The sequence below is a fragment of the Desulfotomaculum defluvii genome, assembly GCF_054657375.1.
Map to the genome: position 1 here is coordinate 527075 of NZ_BAAHYV010000008.1, position 16803 is coordinate 543877.

A 16803-nucleotide genomic window follows, 5' to 3' on the forward strand; every position below is an offset into this window, starting at 1 on the left:
CTCATAAATATTTCTAGGAGGACAAGGGGGGGAGTTTTATGGTAAATTATGTATGGCTGTTTATGATTGTTTTTGGTATTCTCGTAGCAGGTGCCCAAGGACACATAGAGGTGGTTACAAAGGCAGCTTTGGATGGAGCACAGGTGGCAGTAAAAACTTCCCTTAGTTTAATTGCCATTATAACCTTCTGGTTAGGTATTATGAAGCTTGCAGAGGCAGCGGGTTTAATACAGGGTCTAGCTAAGTTAGTAAGGCCCATAACTAGATTTTTATTTCCCAGTGTTCCAAAGGACCATCCCGCTATGGGGGCCATCGTGATGAATATTAGTGCCAATATTCTGGGGCTGGGTAATGCAGCCACCCCTATGGGTTTGATTGCTATGCAAGAATTGCAAAAATTAAATCAACAGCGCCCAGATACCGCATCAGAAGCAATGTGCACATTTTTAGCTCTAAATACTGGCTGTATTACAATTATTCCCACAACAATAATTGGCATTCGTGTGTTATATGGAAGTCAAGATCCCACAGAAATAGTTGGTACAACTATTTTTGCAACTCTCTGCGGCATGACTGTTGCCATCCTGGCAGACAGAATTTTGAGAAGTCTGTATAGGAATAGGTGGTGAATCTGATGTATGAAGTAATAAATCAGATTTCACGTTGGGCTATACCAGTCATACTGCTAATTATTCCTCTACTGGCCTTTATAAAAAAGGTACCTGTTTTTGAAACCTTTGTGGAAGGTGCTGAATCTGGTTTCTCCACAGCCGTTAAAACCATACCTTTTCTTACAGCTATGTTAGTCGCAGTAAGTATATTTCGTGCTTCTGGGGCTATGGAATTGTTAGCTTCTTGGTTGTCACCAATATTAAGTTTTCTGGGGATACCTGCCGATATTTTGCCCCACGCTGTCATGCGCCCCCTATCTGGTGGGGCAGCCCTAGGCATTGCCACAGAGGTTATCAAGACCCATGGACCAGACAGTTTTGTCGGGCGACTGGTATCAACCATGCAAGGCAGCAGTGATACTACTTTCTATGTACTAACTCTTTACTTCGGTTCGGTAGGAATTCGTAAGTACCGTTATGCAGTTGCCTCTGGTTTAGCAGCGGATTTTACCACCCTGATTTCTTCAATTATGATTTGTAAATTGATGTTTTAGTAGTACTCGGTCCGGGTATGATACAATTGATCAGGTTACTATAAAACAAGGAGATCTAGCACTATATGATGGAAAGGTTACAAAAGATACTGGCTCAGGCAGGAGTAGCTTCCCGCCGTCACTCTGAAGATTTAATTGTTGCTGGTAAAGTAAAAGTAAATGGTAAAGTAGTTACCGAGCTAGGTATTAAAGTAGACCCTTTACGGGATAAAATTGAGGTAAAAGGCAAACCCCTCCCTCAGCGAGAAAAAAGGGTTTATTTACTAATGAATAAACCCAGAGGATATGTAACAACCCTCAATGATGAACGGGGACGCAAGACAATTGCAGATTTACTGGAAGGGGTTGACCAAAGAGTTTATCCCGTCGGACGTTTAGACTATGATTCTGAGGGACTTCTTTTATTAACCAATGATGGTGAACTTACCCAGGCCGTTACTCACCCCAAGCATAAAGTTAAGAAAACTTATCTGGTTAAGGTTGATGGAGTTCCAGAAACCGAGCAACTGAAAGAAATGGCTAGGGGCTTGGTGCTGGAAGATGGGCCTACTGCACCGGCTGATGTAAGACTTGCAGGCATTGGTGATAACAGGGCTTTACTGGAGATCTCCATTCATGAAGGACGTAACCGACAGGTACGGCGAATGTGTGAACATATTGGCTACAAAGTTCTCCGGTTGAGGAGAATTCGTATTGGGACCCTTGAACTGGGCAACTTGCAATCAGGGGAAGTAAGGGAGCTAACCAAGAAGGAATTAAGGGAGTTAGCTAGGCTGGTAGGGGTAAAATTTGATTATCAAGATATGCACCAAACCGGCGGACTAAATAAAAAAGGGCTAATCCGAAAAAGTAAGATTAACCCCGTTAGGGAAAAGACCGCCGAAAAAAGTAGTACGGTGTCCAGAAAGTCAAAACCCAGTGGAAAGTATGAGCCAGGAAGGGACAAGAGCCCTGCTGATAGAAAAACTCAATCCAGGAAAACAAGTGTTAGTGGTTACCAGGAAAAAAGAGGCCCAAAGGGAAGTAAAAATAACTTTGATAAAAAAATCAGTAGATAGTAAAGTAACACGGCCCCAAGCCGTGTTTTCCTTATTAAGGCATAAGTCCCCCTTAGCTTGGCAAGAATATAATTAGCCATTAGCTAAGGGCTAAAAGCTAAAGGCTAAAAACTGAAGGCTAAAAACTGAAGGCTAAAAACTGAAGGCTAAAAACTGAAGGCTAAGAAGTGGGAGGATTAATTATGCCCTATTGCAGGCGATGTGGTAATTACGAAAGTTTTGCCAGTTCTCACTATTTACCCAGTTCACAAACAGCAACGGCACCACCCTATGGGTTGATGGGGAACTTTAATCAAGAGGGTTATCTGACAACGATGGAATGCCAAGGTGCCAGCTTGGATGATGCCCAGGAAGCCTTTGAACAGCAGAAAATTTATTTTGACACCTGTCCAAACTGTGGTTGCCATGATATCCAGTGGTAACACTTAGCAGGAATTTTCTCGCCTAAATCGAATTTTTTAAATAGGCTTGGCGAGGAGGTATTTTTTTGAATCTACAGAATGAAGACATTATGTACCGTCCCTTACGGGTTAAGGTTCGTTTGGATTTTAAAGGTGTCGGAAAACCGGGACGCTTTTTATTTGGAGGTAAACCTGGTGATAAGGCTGCAGAAGATTTAAGGGAACAACAGGTTGCCGTTTTTCGAAACGTGCCCATACAAGGTATTCAGGTTGAAGAAATTGATATGAGTGCTGAAGTCTATGTAGTACAAGATGAATTTACCAATTCCGAGGTAGCCTATGCACCTGTAATAATACAACTACGGGCTGAGACGTTAGAAGATGTGGTAAGATTTATTGCCAGAGATGATTTCCGAAAAATTGAAATCATTGACCCGCCTAATTTAGCACTGACAAAGTATGATGTAGAGAGACTATTATTTAGAGTGGCCGAGGAAATGAGATCCTACCGTACCATACTGGAACGCAAGTTTAACCGTTAGAGCGATGATGAATATGGAAAACATTGCAATTGAACATGAGCTATAATATAATCTAGGCAGTTAGCAGGTAAAAAAAGGAATACACTGAGGGTGTTATTTTTGGAGGTGGGTTCTTTGAGTCTCCACGGTAGTAGAAAAGTGGCTAAAGCAGCCATAGAAATGTCCATGACCGAGTCCAGAGAGCAAGAAAAAGAGTACAAGCTTAGGTTTTTACATGACGGAATTAAAACAGCTGCGGTAGACTATGGCGGTGATTTTATCTCCTCTGTTAATCGTATTATAGAAAGGTCTGTGGTTGCAGCCAAAAGAGAAGGCGTGATCAAAGAAATCCATGCCGATGAAGGAGCTGTGGCTGGTGCTACTCGTGAAGCTCTTTCTATGGTTATGGCCAAAGCTATGGGGTTAAACGTAGGTGGTAAGATAGGGATTGCCAGGCAGGCAGATCATATTAGTGTGGCAGTATTTTTTGGGGTAGGGCTTTTACATCTAGATGAAGTGTCTATAGGTTTAGGCCATCGGGCTGTGTCAACCCCCTAAAAATAGTTGAGCATAGGAAAACTAAGGCTGACGATAAGAATAGTCGTCAGCCTTAGTTTTTGAAAGGTATTATTTTTCTACACTATAGCCGCCATAACCGTAGCCGCCGAAGAACAGCAAAATCAAGATTAAGAATACGATGAAGGAACTATTATTATAGTAGCCGCCCATCTTGTACCCTCCTAACTAAAGATATTGTTCGTTATAAAATTGTACGATAGGTCTACTTCTCTACTTCATAGGTTCCGTAACCGGGGCCACCCAGCAGTAGAAGAATGAGAATAAGGAAAACAATAAAACTGTAATTTCCGTAACCGTAACCGCTCATTATAACGCCTCCTGTAAAAATTATTTTTCTTGGGGTAACTCTGCTACATAATAAGAAAAAGGTATGGAAAGTGTTACACTTCTCAAGAAAAAACCTTGAAGTGAACATTATATAAAAAAGGAACCGGATCCAATTGATCCGATTCCTTTTAATTAAGCTTTTTTCATACCTAGTTCTTTGGCTAACTCTGTCCAAGCTGGTAAGGATCTCTTTATAGTATCCATTTCAATGCAATAAGACAAACGGAAATACCCTGGAGTACCAAAGCCACCGCCCGGAACTAATAAGATATTATACTTAGCAGCTTTTTGACTAAATTCAATATCGTCGTTTAGTGGTGATTTGGGAAATAAGTAAAAGGCTCCTTGGGGTTTATTAATTTCAAAACCCAATGAAGTCAGGTGGTTATAGAGTACATCCCGTTTTTCTTGGTATTCTTGGATGTTTACAGACTCCCTTTGTAGTCCTGTTACCAGACGCTGCATCAAGGCAGGAGCATTTACAAAACCTAAAGTACGGTTGCAAAAAACAAGACCATCTACTAAGAGATCACCTTTATTAATTTTGGGACTAACGGCGAGATAACCAATACGTTCACCTGGTAAAGCGAGATCTTTACTGTGAGATGTAACCAAGATTGCATTTGAAATTTGTGCAAACACCGATGGAACTTTTACACCATCGTATACAATTTTAGCATAGGGTTCATCTGAAAGAACAAATATCGGACGGCCAAACTGTTGAGACTTTTCCTCTACTAGTTTGCCAAGGGATGCTAGTACTTCGGCTGAATAGACAACACCAGTTGGGTTATTTGGTGAGTTAATAATAATTGCTCGGGTTCGATAATTGATAGCAGAGCTCAGTACATTTAAGTCTGGGAGGAATTCCTCATTTGTAGGAACAACTTTTAAAACTCCACCATGATTATCTACATAAAAACCATATTCTACAAAATAAGGCGATAGAGCAATAACTTCATCTCCGGGATTAAGAATAGTTTTGAGGGCTACATTAAGACCACCGCCTGCTCCTACGGTCATGACAATATGCTTAGCTTCAAAGGGCAGGCCTGATTGTTCCGCAAGAACTTCAGCTACCGCGGCCCGGGTTTCAGGGTAACCTGCATTGCTCATATAACGGTGCATCCCTGGAATAGGATTAAGTGCAAACTCTTTTAACAATTCTTTGAATTTTTCGGGTGGTTCTACGGAAGGATTACCGAGGGTAAAATCAAACACATTTTCAGGGCCATGAATTTTTCTTAAACGGTCACCTTCTTCAAACATTTTACGAATAAAAGAACCATTACCTAAGGATGATGCAATTTTATCTGAAATTACCATATATTAACCCCTTTCACAAAATTATTACCAATATTTTATCATTAGAATAATAATTTTCCAAAAATATTTTTCTGAGTTGATATAATTAAATTAGCCGTTAGCTATTAGTTATAGCAAAAGTCCAACAGCTAAAGCTAAAGACTAAAAGCTAAAAGCTTGTTTCTATGGTTATATTAGTGAATGATAGAACCGAAGTCTTTGGGACGGAAGGAGAAGTGTGGTGATTGTAGTAATGAGTCAAAGAGCCAAAAAGGAAGATATAAGTGCTGTTTTGGACAGGCTTAACAAAGCTGGTTTTGCAAGCCATCTCTCCGAGGGAGTGGAACGAACCATAATTGGTGCCATTGGGGATAAGACAAGAATGGGTGATTTCGCCTTGGAAGCTATGCCTGAGGTCGATCAAGTGGTGCCAATTCTAAAACCATATACGCTGGTTAGTAGGGCTTTTAAGGTAGAGGATACAATAATTAAGGTGGGGGACCTTGAGATCGGCGGTGATCAAATTCACATTATGGCTGGGCCCTGTGCAGTAGAGAGCAGGGAACAGCTATTTGAAGCAGCGGAAGTAGTGAAAAGGGCCGGGGCAACTATCCTAAGGGGAGGAGCCTATAAACCTCGCACCTCACCTTACGCTTTTCAGGGGTTAGAAGAGAAGGGGCTACAATACCTTGCGGAAGCCAGGGAAAGAACAGGTCTAAAAATTGTTACTGAAGTAATGGATGCCAGTACCCTGCCAATGGTAGCTGAATATGCAGATATTCTGCAAATTGGTACCAGGAATATGCAAAATTACTTTCTTTTACGGGCAGTAGCAAAGTTGAATAAACCCGTTTTATTAAAAAGGGGTGTATCTGCTACTATCCAGGAGTGGTTAATGTCTGCAGAATACATTATGGCTGGGGGTAATTATAATGTTATTCTTTGCGAAAGGGGTATTAGAACCTATGAGAACTCCACTAGGAATACCTTGGATTTATCTGCAGTGCCAGTAATAAATCATTTATCTCATTTACCCATAATTGTTGATCCAAGTCATGCCCTTGGAAAATGGAGGTACGTATCCTCAATGGCTAAGGCCGCAGTGGCAGCTGGGGCTGATGGATTATTAATTGAAGTCCATCCAAATCCTTCTGAAGCATTGTGTGATGGGCAACAATCCTTGACACCAGATAACTTTCGTCTCTTAATGGAGGAAACAAAAATGGTGGCTCAGGCAATAGGTAAAGTTATTTTCTAATAGTCATCAACCTCAGCTAAAGGAACCTGAGCTATGGGCTGTGTGTATGTTTTATATAGTAGATCTACTATTAACCATGCATTAAAACAATTGAAGGTAGAATAATAACAGCTGGAAGAATTTATCCTCTTCTGGCTTTTTTCTTAAAAAAAAGGAGTTTTTATCTATGCGTCGAAAATTTTTAAGGATGTATTAGGGCTTTTTAAAGTTCATTGGGGGTCTATTGATTGACTAAACATAAGTGTATTGCCATTGATGGTCCCGCTGGGGCAGGAAAGAGTACAGTAGCCAAGCGAGTGGCAGAAAAGTTAAACTTAGTTTATATTGATACAGGTGCTATGTATCGAGCCATTACCTTAAAGGCTTTGCGTGAAGGAATGGATTTAAAAGATACTAAAAATTTAGAAGAATTGGCTAGGCGGACCAAGGTAACTCTATTGGCAGGTCCTAAGCAAGCAGTTCTTTTAGATGATTCAGATGTAACAGAAGAAATCCGTTCCCCAGAAGTAACCCATCATGTTTCATCAGTTGCGAAAATAGCAGGTGTAAGGGAAATACTTGTCAATCGTCAAAGAGAGATAGCCAGAGAAACAGGCGTAGTTATGGATGGTCGGGACATTGGCACTGTGGTTATGCCCAAAGCAGAGGCAAAGTTTTATCTAACAGCTTCAGCGGAAGAAAGAGCAAGGCGTCGGGCTAAAGAAATGCTTGATCGTGGATATAGTGTGAATATTGAAGAGTTAATAAACGAAATTGAAAAAAGGGACTCTATAGACAGCAAACGAGACATTTCTCCACTGGTTCCCGCAGAGGATGCAGTATTGATTGACAGCTCTGGCATGACCATAGACGAAGTTGTACATTCCATCATCACCTGGGTTAAGAAAGGAAATTAATTATGTTTTATATATTGCTCAGGTTTATAATCCGACATATTCTTCTATTTTGGAGAAGATGGAAAATTGTCGGACTTGAGAATTTACCTGTTGATGGAGGAGTATTAGTAGTTTCTAATCATGTTAGTAATTTAGATCCGGTTGTAGTGGGCTGTGCCTTAACTAGACGAATTCATTTTATGGCTAAGATTGAATTATTTAGAATTCCAATACTAAATACAATTATCACTTTACTAGGAGCTTTCCCTATTGATCGTGAAAAGTCGGATCGTAATGCTATTCGCAAGGCTCTGGAGCACTTAAAAAACGGTAATGTGGTAGGAATATTTCCCGAAGGAACAAGAAGCAAAACAGGGGAACTACAAAAGGCCCATGTTGGTGCAGCTATGCTGGCAGTAAAAGGTGATGTACCCATATTGCCTGTTGCTCTAATAGGAACAAGAGGCTTTTTCAATAAAGTTATCGTCAAGATTGGGAAACCTGTTTATATGCCGGAACTTTGGCAAAGTCGTCCCAACAAAGAGAAACTAGAGTTATTGAGCAGCAAGGTGATGAAGGAAATTGAACAGTTAATAAATCATAGTAATGGAATATAGGATTTTTAGTACGGGGTGATTTCTTGCAGATTAAATTGGCTAAAAAGGCAGGTTTCTGTTATGGAGTTAAAAGGGCGATAGATTTAGCCCTATCTAAAGTAAAGGAAGAAAAAGGGAATATTTATACCCTTGGCCCATTAATTCATAACCCCCAGGTGGTACAAGATTTAGCAAAGCAAGGTGTGCAGGAAATTACCGCTCTTGACCAGATAGAGGAGGGAACAGTAATTATTCGTTCCCATGGAGTAGGGCCTGAAACATTAAAAATTGCCCAAAAAAAGGGTTTAGAAGTACTCGATGCAACTTGTCCCTTTGTGGCAAGAGCCCAGAAACAGGCACAGGAAATGGCAGACCAGGGACTTCCTGTATATATTCTGGGTGACCCCGGGCATCCTGAGGTGCAAGGTATCTTAGGTTGGACAGAGGGCAAAGGGATTGTAATAGAAAGTCCAGATGAAATTAGTCGGATTGAACACCCCAAGGTTGGAATTGTGGCACAAACAACACAACCATTAAAGAATTATCAGGCATTACTTGAATCACTTCAACAAAAGGGAGTGGAAATCGATGCCCGTAATACCATATGCCATGCCACTGGTGAGCGTCAAAGGGCTGCAATGGAATTGGCCAGGGAAGTAGATGTTATGGTAGTGGTTGGTGGTAAGAATAGTGCCAATACAAAAAAACTAGCCAGACTATGTCAGGAAACCGGGACACCAACTTATCATGTAGAATCTGCAGAGGAGCTACGTGAGGAATGGTTCAGGGGTCATGAATTATTTGGTCTGACAGCGGGTGCTTCAACACCTGACGCAATTATAGAGGAGGTTAAAAAGAGGATGAAGGAATTGGATCAGATGACTACCGAGGAAGAAGGCATGAGCGAAGCCATGGAGGTAAAGTCTCCGCAAGCAGGCGAACTTGTAAAAGGTGTTGTTGTTCAAGTAGGTATGGATGAGGTATTGGTTGATATTGGGGCAAAATCTGAAGGGGTAATACCTCGTAAGGAAATGTCCTTTTATGGTGTTGACAATCTCCAGGAACTAGTCAAGGTTGGAGATGAAATAGAATGCCTTGTTATTAAGGCAGAAGATAATGAAGGTAAAATTATTTTATCCAAAGAACGCGCCGCCGCAGAGAAGGCCTGGGATGGCTTGGAAGAGGCTATGGAAAAGGGCACAATTATTAAAGGGGTTATCCGTGAAGTTGTTAAAGGCGGTATGCTGGTGGATGTTGGTGTCCGAGCCTTCTTACCAGCTTCCTTGGTAGAAAGGGGTTATGTAGAAGATCTTTCTAACTACCTGAACCAGGAAGTTGAAATACGAGTCATTGAAATGAACAAGCCCCGTAAGAAGGTAGTTGTGTCTAGAAAAGCTGTCTTGGAAGAACAATATGCACGCAAACGGGAAGAATTGCTTGCAACCCTTCAAGAGGGACAAGTAGTAAAAGGAATTGTTCGCCGTCTTACTAATTTTGGTGCCTTTGTGGATCTTGGAGGTCTAGATGGCTTACTGCATATTTCTGAGATGAGCTGGCATCGGATTAATCATCCTCAAGAAGTTGTAAAGGTTGGGGATGAATTGGAAGTTATGGTATTAAAGGTTGATAGTGAAAATGAAAAAATCTCCTTAGGCTTAAAACAAGTTTTACCAAATCCTTGGGATAATATTGAAGAGAAGTATCCTGTGGGTGGTGTGTTCAACGCCAAAGTCGTTCGTTTGGCTCCCTTTGGTGCCTTTGTACAATTAGAACCAGGTATAGAAGGCCTTGTGCATATTTCTCATTTAGCAGACCATCATGTTGAAAAGCCCAGTGATGTTGTTAAGGAAGAAGAAGAAGTTCAAGTTAAAGTGCTAAGTATAGATCCCACTGAAAAACGCATACGTTTATCCATCCGTGAGGTGAATAGCGAAGGACGCCCTGCTCGGGAAGCACGCCCTCAGAAGCAACGGGAGACTTCAGAGCAACCTATCATACAAGAAGCACCCGAAGATAAAATAACCCTAGGTGATGTTTTTGGTGATATGTTTAAAGATAAATAGTAAATAAAAGGAACGGTTGCCATGGCAACCGTTCCTTTTATTTGCATATTAGTAGTTCATGACCATCAGTCACAAAACCGCTGATGAAGAAAATAAGGTCCTGTACCGTGAACCATGAGCTAAAGATCCTTGAGCATAACATACACAAAAAGCCCAAAGCCCAAGGCTCATGGCACAAGAGGCTATTTTAAGCTAAAGCAAAAGCTGACGCCTAAAGACTGGGTGTAAGTCTTAGTTTTTCTAAGGGGTGACAGATTAGACTTGCATAAATTCACCACCAGAGGGAAATCTATTTTTTAGATTAGAATAACCACTCAAAGGAGGAAAGAATATGGATCGTTTTCCCCTGGGACTTATTGTGCTTATTGTCGTATCTCTACTCATCTTCTTTGGTATTGCTCAACGGGCATTGGACCGTATGAGATTATCAGACAAAGGTGCCCTAGCAGTAATTTTAGCCCTAATTGTTGGTAGTTTTATTAACATTCCCATACCAGGTCTTAGGGTACCATTGGAGATTAATGTAGGAGGGGCTTTAATCCCAGTGGCCTTAGCAATTTACCTTCTGGCCAAGGCGGGAACAGGTAAAGAAGTCACCAGAGCGTTGATTTCATCAGTTTTAACAGGTATTGTCATTTACTTTATCAGTACCCGTTTTATGAGTGGTCTCGGAGAACCAGCCGGGGGTGCTTTGAATTTTGTAGATCCTCTTTATGTTTTTCCCATCATTGCTGCTATCATAGCCTATCTGGCTGGCAGGTCCCGACGAAGTGCTTTTATTGGTGCCACCTTAGGTATTATTTTGTGGGATGTAGCCAACTACTTTTATATGTTACAAAATAACGCCACTAATGCCACTAAAAGCATTGGAGGTGCAGGTGCCTTTGACACCATTGTGATTTCAGGTATTTTGGCTGTTTTAATAGCAGACTTAATTGGCGAAACAAGGGAAAGGTTACAAGGAGGTCCCGCTTCCCAGGGGAAGCCCGATGCCCTATTGGCAGGTTTACGCAAACCAGAGTTTGAACAGAAGGATAGAAAGAAAACCTCTACAGAAAAGGAAGGTCATGATTCTTTAGATCGGAAGGAGGTAGACCGCCTTGAAGACTAAGCAATTCCGCTTTATTGTAAGTGTCTGCTGTATCCTTATGGGTATAGGTATCATCGGTAGACTATGTTTTGCGGAGATGGTCCTACCTGCCTGGAACCCAGCTTCAATCCTATCTGGGGAAGAAGTGGACCATGCTGTGGGTAAACATATCGAAATTTTTGATGAAAAAGGTAACCTCATAAGTCAGGCCTGCCGAGGAGTAGCCACTGGGGACGAGATAATCAATTCAGAGGGTCAGCACTATAGGATTGTTAAAGTTACTAAGGATAAGGCCACGGTAAAATCCCTAGGCATGGATAAGAGATTTTTAGCCTGGAATGAATTTTTTACAGATGAAAGACTAGCCATGGCGGCTGCATCCCCCAAGAAAGGTACCGTAGGGGTTTATCATACCCATAGCGATGAAGCCTATGTACCCACCGATGGAACAGAAAGTATTCCTTTTAAGGGCGGTATTTATGATGTGGGTGAATCCTTTGTTCAGAGACTTAAAGAAAAAAGCGGTGCCCAAGTTGTCTATGATAAAACACCCCATGACCCCCATGATAATGCAGCTTATCAGCGATCCAGACGTACAGCTTCAAAGATTATGCAGCAAAACCCCATTGCCATCATAGATGTACATCGGGATGGCATTCCTGATCCCAATTACTACTCAGCAAAAGTATCTGATACTGAGGTTAGCAAACTGAGACTGGTAGTTGGTCGACAAAACCCTAATATGCAAGCAAACCTGGATTTTGCCAGAAGGATGATGGCTTATTCCAATAAAGTCCATCCGAAAATTGTTAAAGAAATATTCATGGCCAAGGGTAACTACAACCAGGATCTTATGCCCACGGCTCTCCTTATAGAGGCAGGGACACATACTAATACTAAAGAGCAGGCAGAAAATGGTGTAACCCTGTTTGCAGATGCTGTGCCCACGGTATTGGGTATCGAGGGTGGCCCAACTACACAAGCACCAAAGCAGGCACCTGGCGCTGGTATAACCGGTGATGGGGCCACAGGTTCAGGTGGCTGGAAGGCTGTTGGTTGGATATTGGGTCTTACCCTGATCCTTGGTGGAGGATTCCTATTAATTAGCACTGGTAGTTTAAAGGGGCTATCAAACCTTGGTAAAGAATTTACCAACTACCTTGGTCCCCTTAAGAAAATCGTCAATAGAAAGACTGTAACAAAAAGTAAGGATCAACCTCAAAAAGCCCAAAATGATGTGGCAGATAGAGCTGTAATAGATCATAGGGACGATGTAACGGAAGATTAAAAAAAGGGCTGCCGACTTCTTAGGGAGGCGGCAGCTTCTTTTAGCTTTTAGTCTTTAGCTATTAGTCATTAGTCATTAGTCTTTAGCTCTTAGCTTTTTGTATGATCGAGGCTCATAGCCCGTAGAGCTTAACAGCTAACGGCTAACAGCTAATAGCTAACGGCTATTACGGAGGTATGATATGGAGAAATATTTACTAGTTGTTGTTGTTGGTATTGCTGCTGGTTTTTTGTCAAGATTGTCTCTTTTAAGGGTGGATTATCGCCAGTACCCTGGGTATCCCCATGGTTTTGTGACGCATATTTCATTAGGGTTTATTGCTGCTTCACTGGGGGCCATAGCAGTACCTGCTCTAATAGAGCCAGACTATGCAGCCTTTACTTTCTTGGCCCTGGCAGCACAGCAATTTCGCGATATAAGAAGTATGGAGAGACAAACCTTAGAGAGTCTGGAAGAAAGTGAATTGGTACAAAGGGGTAAGGATTATATTGAAGGAATAGCTCGTACCTTTGAGGCTCGAAATTATTTAGTTATGGCAACGGCCTTTTTGACTTCCTTGATTGTACAATTTGTTGGATTAATCGCCGGTGTTGCAGCGGGTATTGTTTTAGTTTTAATTAGCTTACTGTTTAAATCAGGAGATACAATTGGAAACATCTGTGAAGTAGTACCTGCCAAGTTACATTTTAAAGATACGGTTTTATATGTGGATCATATTAATATCATGTCTGTGGGACTTAAGGACCGGCGCAGGAAAATTCTCGAGGATGGGCTGGCAGTGTTAATAAAGCCTAAAAATGATGATGCTAGGGCCACCATTCATGATATTGGCCAAAGATTAGCCATAGCTCACACTGCAGGAACTATTTTAGGAATTAAAAAAGATGTCGATTTGCCCGAATTTACTCCAATGTTAAGAAAAGACCCAGATACTGGACAAGTAGGGTTTTATATTGTTCCTAATGAACCTGATATTAAAGCTTTAATTGAAGCAGTAAAAAAGGCGCCAGTTCTGGAAAGTGCGGCATCCAGACCCCTTAAATCTAAGGCTGGCAAGTATGCGGCAGATTAACAATAGGGGGGAATAACAGTGTCAAAGGGAAGTATTGTAGCTGCTGTTACCATAGCACCGGATAATATTCAAGGAGATGTTCCGATTATTATAGCTAAGGATGAGGATGACAGAGAAAAACTTGCTGGTCATATTGCCAATGTGTTACAAAGTACTGTTCACGATTTAGGAAACGGAACCTATATTATCGTTCAACACTAAACTTGACTATCATTGGAAGATGGTGGATAATTGATGCAGTACGTCCATAGGGAGATTTGAGATGAAGAATAACGGATTACTTATAACAGAAATTGATAAGGATAGTATTGCTGATGAGTTAGGTATTCAACCGGGGGATCGGCTAATAGCCATTAATGATGTACCACTTCGGGATTTTTTAGATTACCGATTCCTTTGCGCCAATGAGGAACTAATAGCAAAAGTAGTTACAGCCAATAACGAACAGTGGGAGATAGAAATCGAGAAAGACTATGATGAGGATCTAGGTCTGGCTTTTGGTGAGCACTCTTTCGGTCCCACAAGACGGTGTCATAACCGCTGTGTCTTTTGTTTTGTGGATCAAATGGCTCCAAGTATGCGTGAAACTCTTTATATAAAAGACGATGATTATCGTCTTTCTTTTTGGCAGGGAAACTTTGTTTCTTTAACCAATGTAAAAGAGGACGAACTTAGACGCATAATTGAGCAAAAGCTAGGACCATTATACATATCTGTCCATACAACAAACCCCGAGTTAAGGTGCCGTATGTTAAACAATCGACATGCGGGAAAAATATTAGAGCAACTAAGACTGCTTGCTGAGGGCGGCATTGAAATGCAGACCCAAATCGTGCTTTGCCCAGAGATCAATGATGGGGAAGAATTAAAAAGATCCATCAATGATTTAGCTAAACTATGGCCCCAGGTTCACTCCTTAGCAGTTGTTCCAGTTGGTCTTACAAAGTATAGAACAGGCCTTGCTAACTTGAGGACTTTTACAGTTGCAGAAGCCCAGGAAGTTATTACTATGATTGAGGGCTATCAGCAAGAATTTCTAGAAAACTGGGATTACCCCTTTGTCTTTGCCTCTGATGAATTTTACGTTATGGCAGGAAAACCTATCCCACCTAGAGAAAATTATGCTGATTTTCCCCAAACAGAAAATGGAATTGGTTTGGCTAGGTTGTTTTTGGATGAGTGGGAAGAAATACAAGAAGAATTACCCAATGAAATTGAAGGTGAACTTACAGCAACCCTGATAACTGGCACATCGGGGGAAACTTTTTTAAGACCAGTAACAGATAGATTAAATCGTATAAAGGGGTTAAAAGTACAACTGGAGGTTGTTCCAAATCATTTTTTTGGAGAGAGCGTTACAGTTGCAGGTCTTTTAACTGCTGGGGATATCATTAGGGCCTTAAAGGGCAAAAATATAGGGGATAGGCTCGTACTTCCTTCGGTTATGCTTAGGGATGGAGAAGATGTGTTTTTAGATGATCTAACTGTAAATGATGTATCCCAACAATTAGGTGTAACTGTGGTTGTGGCGGAAGGACCCAGGGATCTGGTTGAGGTAGCATTAGGGATTAAATCGATAGTGAATTGGTGAAACTTAGATTAATACAATCAGATGTAACATACTCATAATAAAAATAAAGTAGGTAAGTGAACAAACGGAACTGATTAAGTCATTAGCTATCAGCCGTCAGCTTTTGTGCATGTTAATTTTAGGGGTCTTGGATTTGACCCCTAAAATTAACATGCACAAAAAGCCCAAGGCTCATGTCTCACGGCCAATTATGAGCTAATAGCTAAAACAGCCCATGGCCCTTAAGCTGACGGCTAAAAATTTACTTTTGAGAAAAGGGGGAAAACCCTTGCCCAAACCCATAGTAGCCATTGTAGGAAGACCTAATGTAGGAAAATCAACACTCTTTAACCGTATCGTTGGTGCCCGTATTGCCATAGTAGAAGATATGCCCGGAGTTACCAGGGATAGATTATATCAGGATGCCGAATGGCAGGGTCAGGAATTTACCTTGATTGATACCGGAGGCTTAGATTTTGCAGAGGATATTATAACCTCACAGATTAGAAAGCAGGCTGAATTAGCAATAAATGAAGCCGATGTTATCTTGTTTGTTGTGGATGCCAGGGAAGGTTTAACTGCCATAGATGAAGAAGTTGGGAAAAGCCTAAGAAGGGCTGAAAAACCTGTTATTCTGGTGGCCAATAAAGTTGAACATTTTGATAAGATACCTGTCTATGATTTTTACCAACTGGGACTTGGCGAGCCTATACCCGTATCTGCAGCAGAGGGCTTAAATACTGGTGATTTACTGGATGAATTGGTAAGAATTTTACCTCAACAAGAGGAAGAAATCTATCCACCGGACACAATTCGTATTGCTGTTATTGGTAGGCCTAATGTCGGTAAGTCATCCTTGGTCAATGCCATTTTAGGTGAAGAGCGGGTAATAGTCAGTGACATTCCCGGTACCACAAGGGATGCCATCGATTCCCCCTTTCAAAGAAATGGAAAAAACTATGTCCTCGTTGATACTGCTGGTATGAGACGGAGAAAGAAAATTGATCTTCCGGCTGAAAGGTATAGTGTAGTCCGAGCTTTGAGAGCAGTTGACCGCTGTGATGTGGCCTTGATGGTATTTGATGCCACAGAGGGAATAGCAGAACAGGATAAAAGAATTGTTGGCTATGCCCATGATAAGGGAAAAGCTATTGTTCTGGTAATGAATAAATGGGATCTTATTGTCAAAGATGACAAGACTATGCATAAATTTGAAATAAAGATACGTGAGGAATTAGCGTTTTTGAGTTATGCACCTATTTTATATATTTCGGCTTTAACAAAGCAGCGATTACCAAAGGTCATTGAAACTGTTGACTTTGTGGCTGAGGAAGCCAGTAAACGGGTAGCCACAGCTGACTTAAATAATTTAATTCGGGAAGCAACCCAACATAATCCACCTCCTGCGGATAAGCACCGTAGACTGAAGATATTTTATACAACTCAGGGTGGTGTGAAACCACCAACCTTTATTTTATTTGTAAATGAACCTGAAATCATGCATTTCTCATATCAGAGATACTTGGAAAATAAAATAAGAGATACCTATGGTTTTGAAGGAACCCCAATTCGTTTTTTCCTTAGGAAAAGGGAAGGAAAGGATATATGATCAGGTTTCGATAAGTTTTAATGATT

At 41.2% G+C, this 16803-nt stretch carries 17 protein-coding genes; 16 read left to right on the forward strand and 1 reads right to left on the reverse strand.

Annotation, left to right across the window (positions count from 1 at the left end):
* Positions 1-38 precede the first annotated feature (38 nt).
* From ACYQ03_RS18025 to ACYQ03_RS18050, 6 genes are all read left to right on the forward strand, one after another.
* Complete coding sequence (locus tag ACYQ03_RS18025; RefSeq protein WP_459911348.1) at positions 39-629, forward strand: nucleoside recognition domain-containing protein; 591 nt, start codon at positions 39-41, stop codon at positions 627-629.
* 5 nt (positions 630-634) lie between these two features.
* A complete protein-coding gene (locus ACYQ03_RS18030; RefSeq protein ID WP_459911349.1) occupies positions 635-1165 on the forward strand; it encodes a spore maturation protein in 531 nt (176 codons plus the stop codon).
* 65 nt (positions 1166-1230) lie between these two features.
* The gene (locus ACYQ03_RS18035) at positions 1231-2223 is read left to right on the forward strand and encodes a pseudouridine synthase (protein WP_459911350.1); all 993 of its coding nucleotides are present in this window, start codon (positions 1231-1233) and stop codon (positions 2221-2223) included.
* Positions 2224-2405: 182 nt separating this feature from the next.
* Positions 2406-2645, forward strand: coding sequence for a hypothetical protein (locus tag ACYQ03_RS18040; RefSeq protein WP_459911351.1), 240 nt, complete (start codon positions 2406-2408; stop codon positions 2643-2645).
* A 65-nt stretch (positions 2646-2710) separates the two neighbouring features.
* On the forward strand, positions 2711-3166 hold the full coding sequence (locus tag ACYQ03_RS18045) for a hypothetical protein (RefSeq protein WP_459911352.1): 456 nt from the start codon (positions 2711-2713) through the stop codon (positions 3164-3166).
* A gap of 114 nt (positions 3167-3280) precedes the next feature.
* Positions 3281-3703: a HutP family protein gene (locus tag ACYQ03_RS18050; protein WP_459911353.1), complete on the forward strand. Its 423-nt coding sequence runs from the start codon at positions 3281-3283 to the stop codon at positions 3701-3703.
* A 480-nt stretch (positions 3704-4183) separates the two neighbouring features.
* Here ACYQ03_RS18050 and ACYQ03_RS18055 read toward each other — a convergent pair whose 3' ends face one another.
* Positions 4184-5377 carry a pyridoxal phosphate-dependent aminotransferase gene (locus tag ACYQ03_RS18055; RefSeq protein WP_459911354.1) on the reverse strand — a complete coding sequence of 398 codons (1194 nt, stop codon included), beginning with the start codon at positions 5375-5377 and terminating at the stop codon, positions 4184-4186.
* A 220-nt stretch (positions 5378-5597) separates the two neighbouring features.
* On the opposite strand from ACYQ03_RS18055, the gene aroF reads away from it, so the two are divergent.
* The 10 genes from aroF (at position 5598) to der (ending at position 16777) form a co-directional block, all read left to right on the forward strand.
* Positions 5598-6614, forward strand: coding sequence for a 3-deoxy-7-phosphoheptulonate synthase (gene aroF, locus ACYQ03_RS18060; RefSeq protein ID WP_459911355.1), 1017 nt, complete (start codon positions 5598-5600; stop codon positions 6612-6614).
* 227 nt (positions 6615-6841) lie between these two features.
* The gene (gene cmk, locus ACYQ03_RS18065; RefSeq protein WP_459911356.1) at positions 6842-7510 is read left to right on the forward strand and encodes a (d)CMP kinase; all 669 of its coding nucleotides are present in this window, start codon (positions 6842-6844) and stop codon (positions 7508-7510) included.
* Positions 7511-7512: 2 nt separating this feature from the next.
* Positions 7513-8106 (forward strand): lysophospholipid acyltransferase family protein, encoded by a 594-nt coding sequence (locus ACYQ03_RS18070; protein WP_459911357.1) that lies wholly within the window; start codon positions 7513-7515, stop codon positions 8104-8106.
* 23 nt (positions 8107-8129) lie between these two features.
* Positions 8130-10148, forward strand: coding sequence for a bifunctional 4-hydroxy-3-methylbut-2-enyl diphosphate reductase/30S ribosomal protein S1 (locus ACYQ03_RS18075; protein ID WP_459911358.1), 2019 nt, complete (start codon positions 8130-8132; stop codon positions 10146-10148).
* 331 nt (positions 10149-10479) lie between these two features.
* Positions 10480-11259: a DUF1614 domain-containing protein gene (locus ACYQ03_RS18080; RefSeq protein WP_459911359.1), complete on the forward strand. Its 780-nt coding sequence runs from the start codon at positions 10480-10482 to the stop codon at positions 11257-11259.
* On the forward strand, positions 11249-12526 hold the full coding sequence (gene spoIIP / locus ACYQ03_RS18085) for a stage II sporulation protein P (protein ID WP_459911360.1): 1278 nt from the start codon (positions 11249-11251) through the stop codon (positions 12524-12526). Before ACYQ03_RS18080 ends, spoIIP begins: the two co-directional genes overlap by 11 nt.
* A gap of 181 nt (positions 12527-12707) precedes the next feature.
* Positions 12708-13598: a YIEGIA family protein gene (locus ACYQ03_RS18090; RefSeq protein ID WP_459911361.1), complete on the forward strand. Its 891-nt coding sequence runs from the start codon at positions 12708-12710 to the stop codon at positions 13596-13598.
* Between the two features lie 18 nt (positions 13599-13616).
* Positions 13617-13799, forward strand: a complete 183-nt coding sequence (locus ACYQ03_RS18095; protein WP_459911362.1) for a capping complex subunit for YIEGIA — start codon at positions 13617-13619, stop codon at positions 13797-13799.
* A gap of 61 nt (positions 13800-13860) precedes the next feature.
* Positions 13861-15189, forward strand: coding sequence for a DUF512 domain-containing protein (locus tag ACYQ03_RS18100; RefSeq protein ID WP_459911363.1), 1329 nt, complete (start codon positions 13861-13863; stop codon positions 15187-15189).
* A gap of 268 nt (positions 15190-15457) precedes the next feature.
* The gene (gene der / locus ACYQ03_RS18105) at positions 15458-16777 is read left to right on the forward strand and encodes a ribosome biogenesis GTPase Der (protein ID WP_459911364.1); all 1320 of its coding nucleotides are present in this window, start codon (positions 15458-15460) and stop codon (positions 16775-16777) included.
* The last annotated feature ends 26 nt before the right edge of the window (positions 16778-16803 follow it).